A 4,423-nucleotide genomic window follows, 5' to 3' on the forward strand; every position below is an offset into this window, starting at 1 on the left:
ATATGCCATGGGTTTTGTTAATTTTCTGTTTGATCGGAGCCAGGAACCTTCAATGAGTGCAACCGATCTCTGTGTAGCATTTGGTGTCAGCAAAGCCACTGGAGGCTCAAAATCAAAGGAAGTCAGAGATATTTTAAAGACCTACCAACTTGATCCCAATTGGTGTCTTCCGAGTAAAATGGACAATAATTTAAGAGCATGGCTGATTACCGTTGATGGATTTATGGTTGATGCTCGTAATCTTCCCCGAGAGGTTCAGGAATTTGCTTATGAAAAAGGGCTTATTCCGTATGTGCCTGATTAATAGAAGCAAAAGTTTATACAGATAGGCACGCTTGTCAAATTATGGAAAATTAAGGAGAGGCATCATTGAATAAAAAAGATCTCATTATTGCGCTACAGAAAAAATCCAACATCCCCAGATGGAAAGCATCTGAAGTCGTGAGAGTCTTTTTTGACGAGATAACCCGTACCCTGGCAAACGGTGATCGGGTAGAGATAAGGGGCCTTTGCTCCTTCTACATGAAAGAATATCAGGGCTATATTGGCAGAAACCCCAAAACCAGTGAAAAAGTACAGATTGCAGGTAAAAAGCTTCCCTTTTTTAAATGCGGGAAGGAGCTTAAAGAGCGGGTAGACTATAAGAAGAATAAATGATTTTTTTACATATGAGGCTGCTATGGAACCTTCAAAAGGCCTATATGAGGGGGAGTAGTGGGTCTAAGCCCAAAACCGCGGAATTTCAGATCTTCAATACAAACAGATAGTTGAATCTACACGGGGAAAATGTCCGGAAACATATTTGACAATACTGATTCTAATTCTATAAACTCCTGCTCCATGTTCTTCATCAGTGAAAAACATACATCTGTTTTACCTTCCTTTGCAGCATCCTCGATAAGAGATGCCATATCGCAGAGCCTATTTGCTGAAAAGTTGGCACATATTCCTTTGGTTGCATGGGCACACATGCGGATTGTTTCTGCATCTTCTCTGTTAACAGCCTCTTTTAACTGTTTGATGTTTTTAGATAAGAAACTTGGAAATTTTGATGCAAGTTGCATAAAGAGTGTTTCACTGCCGCCTAATCTTTTCAGAAAAGCATCATGGTCAAATATTGAAGCGGCTTTAGATGTAAAAAAAGATGTTGGTATTGCCTCTGAGAAATAAGACAACTTATCTTCATTTGGTGGCGTATCCACCAAATATTTTTTGATAACAGATAAAAGTTCTTCAGGATCAATTGGTTTTGATAGATAGGCATTCATTCCGGCATCATAGCATTTTTGGCGGTCATTTTTTGTTGCGTTCGCCGTCATTGAAATGATTGGGACATTAGGATTCAAGACAGGGGAATCACAGTTTCGAATAATTTTCGTGGCTTCAATACCGTCCATTTCAGGCATCTGCATATCCATAAAAATAAGGTCATAATGCTTCCTACGGGCAGCGTCTACAGCTTCCCTGCCGTTATTCGCAATATCCACAAGAAAATCGAATTTGTTCAGGAGTGCCAGTGCCACCTTCTGATTCATGATGTTATCTTCCACCAGCAGAATTTCGGCATGTGGCATAGTAGAAAGATCCATTGCCCCACGCGATGCAGCATCTCCCTCTTTTTTTAGACTATTTAATTCACAAGATGAACCATCATAGTTAGTGTTTTTTTTAAACGTAACTGTGAAGTGGAATGTACTTCCTACATTTTTTTCACTGACAACACCGACCTCTCCTCCCATAAGTGCCACAAGTTTTTTTGAAATTGCCAACCCAAGGCCAGTGCCACCGTATTTCCTGGAGGTGGAAGAATCCTCTTGTGAAAATGAGTGAAACAGTCGTTTTTTGTGCTCTTCTGAAATTCCGATACCGGTGTCTGAAATTTTAAATTTTACCGTAGTATCTGTTTTATTTATATTTTTTTGAAATACGGTCACATTGATACCGCCTTTTTCCGTAAATTTAACGGCATTACTGATAAAGTTGAGAAGAACTTGACGTACCCGCACCGGGTCACCTATCAGATATGGGTACACATCCGGTTCAATCTGGTGTGTCAAATAAAGCTCTTTTTCTTCAGCCTTGCTCTCCATAATTTTCACAACAGATTCGACTGTATCCAGTAGGTTAAATGGTGTGTTTTCCAATTCAAGTTTTCCAGCTTCGATCTTTGAAAAATCCAGAATATCATTAATCAGAAAAAGCAGGATTTCGGAAGAGAGCATGGCTGTTTTTGCATAGTCTTTCTGGTTTTCATCCAGCGGGGTATCCAGTAACAGGCGGTTCATGTTGATAACAGCATTTATGGGCGTTCTGATTTCATGGCTCATGTGTGCCAAAAAATCACTTTTAGCACGATTTGCCAATTCTGCCTTTTCCCTGGCGGTAATCAGCTCTTTTTCCAAGGCACGAAGATCAGAAATATCGGCGACATACTCAATTCCCCCGATTATTTCATTGTTTTCATCCAGGATTGCCCCTGAATAAATCTGTAATGCCTTCCCTGTAATGCTTTCTTCTTCAGTGGTTGAATATCGGATCACAGTTTTTTTGGTGCGGTAGCATTCAAAGAGAGAACAATGAGCACAAGGCGAACTATTCCCTTGAAAAACTTCATAACACTTGAAGCCAAGAATTGAATCCATCTCATCAAACCCGAAATCTTCAAGCAGACCACGACTTACAGCAATAATATTAAATTCCTTATCAACCACATTAACATGTCCCGGAATGTTTTCAAAAAAAGCTTTGAGCCGGCTGTTGGCAGATTTCAATTCTACTGTACGTTCAGCAACACTTTTTTCTAAAGATTCATTTTGCTTCGCAATGATATCGCTTTGTTCTTTCTGGCGTTTAAATAAATACTGCAATTTAGTGCCCATTGCCTGAAAGGCCAGATCCAGATTTGAAAGTTCGTTGACATTTGTATGGGTGATAGGCTTGATGTCAAAGTCTCCCCGTGCCAGTTTTTCAGCATCACGGCTGAATTTTTCTATGGGCGTTAGCATCCTTGATACCATGAAAATGCCAAGAGCAACTGAAAAAATGACAACCAGCCCAATAATAGCAAGGGTCTTGCTGGTATTGGCATTAATTCGAGCCATGAGATCGGATTCTGGGACGATTGTAACCAAAATCCATTTAAGGCCAGGGATTCTTGTAAATTCAGAGGCTTGAAGATATTGCAGTTCACCATTCTGTTCAAATGACATTAGTTTATTTTGACCAACGTGCTTTAATCCTTCCGTCTGCTCTTTGAGAAGACGTGCAGAGGTTTCCACATTGGCAACTCCAGAGTTAACCGCCGGAACACGGGTGAAGATTCCATTGCTGTCTTTAGTCAAATAGCCGGATGTTGCCGATGATGCCGCTATCAGATCTCCATTATCATCCATGATATACACTTCACCATGCTCGCTCACACGGATGGTCTTGAGAAACTTATCTATCTGTCCCAGCACATAATCAACGGCAAATACTCCCTTAAGGTTTCCATTTGAATCATAAAAGGCTTGGGCTGCCGTTAGTGCCAGATCTTTAATCACAAAATGACGGTATATTGGTGTCCATGCAGGGCCTTTAGCAGCGACTCCGGCCTGATACCAGGGTCTGGTTCTCGGATCGAAATTTTTATAGACCTGTTTTAGTTCCAGGGCATCTCCCAGTGGATTTGTGGAAAAATTGTGGGAATTACCGTTGGTTAGATCACCAGCCCGTACAATTTGGATTTTTCCGTCAGGCAGACGCCGTGCACCATAAAATTCACCTTGAGTGGTTCCCAAAAAAGAATATGCCAAATAAGGATTTGCTTTAATAACAGAATAGAAATAACGCTGGACGTTTTGGAGATCATCAATATCCAGTAATCCCGATTCCAGTGCATGTACATTCACTTCATTGACATTAAGGGGTATCTGGAGATATTCGGTAAGCCTGTCTTCAACTCTTGCAAGTACTCCCGCACGCAGCTGTCTGGCAACATCATTAACGGTTATACGGCCATTTTGGAGGGAAAATAGAGCAATAATGGTGGTTGAAAATACAATGAGAAAGACAAAGGGCAGAACAATAAAATATCGTAAAGAAACAGTACGGTTTGCAATAAGACGAGAGAAAAAAGAGTTATTGTTTTTCATATTGTATCCTAAATAGATATGGCCTAATTCCAGCAGATCTCCAGGCACATCTTCAGCCGACCCTGAGTTATAAATAATTACTGTTCGACCTGAGTTTATTGAGTTATCTGGTCTAAAAACTGTCAGAGCCATTGATTATATATTTTTCTTTGGCTCTTTTGAGATGAAGGAGCAATTTTCCAAGGCAATTAGTTTGTGCCCCACATTTTTGAATTTATGTGCCACAAATGATTTTTGAAACATTAAGGTTAAGGTAGTAATAAACTAATTATTGCCAGGATCATCCCCTG

3 protein-coding genes are annotated in these 4,423 nt (G+C 40.2%); 2 read left to right on the forward strand and 1 reads right to left on the reverse strand.

The genetic code is table 11. From position 1 onward, the window contains the following. The first annotated feature begins 52 nt into the window (after positions 1 to 52). Positions 53 to 304 (forward strand): hypothetical protein, encoded by a 252-nt coding sequence (locus HQK80_15675; protein MBF0223631.1) that lies wholly within the window; start codon positions 53 to 55, stop codon positions 302 to 304. 65 nt (positions 305 to 369) lie between these two features. Further along, entirely contained in the window at positions 370 to 657 is a 288-nt protein-coding gene (locus tag HQK80_15680) for an integration host factor subunit beta (GenBank protein ID MBF0223632.1), read from the forward strand. Positions 658 to 773: 116 nt separating this feature from the next. Here the strand turns inward: HQK80_15680 and HQK80_15685 are convergent, their stop codons facing one another. Beyond that, positions 774 to 4,133 (reverse strand): response regulator, encoded by a 3,360-nt coding sequence (locus HQK80_15685; GenBank protein ID MBF0223633.1) that lies wholly within the window; start codon positions 4,131 to 4,133, stop codon positions 774 to 776. Positions 4,134 to 4,423 lie beyond the last annotated feature (290 nt).

This window comes from Desulfobulbaceae bacterium (assembly GCA_015231515.1).
Taxonomy (GTDB): Bacteria; Desulfobacterota; Desulfobulbia; order Desulfobulbales; family VMSU01; genus JADGBM01.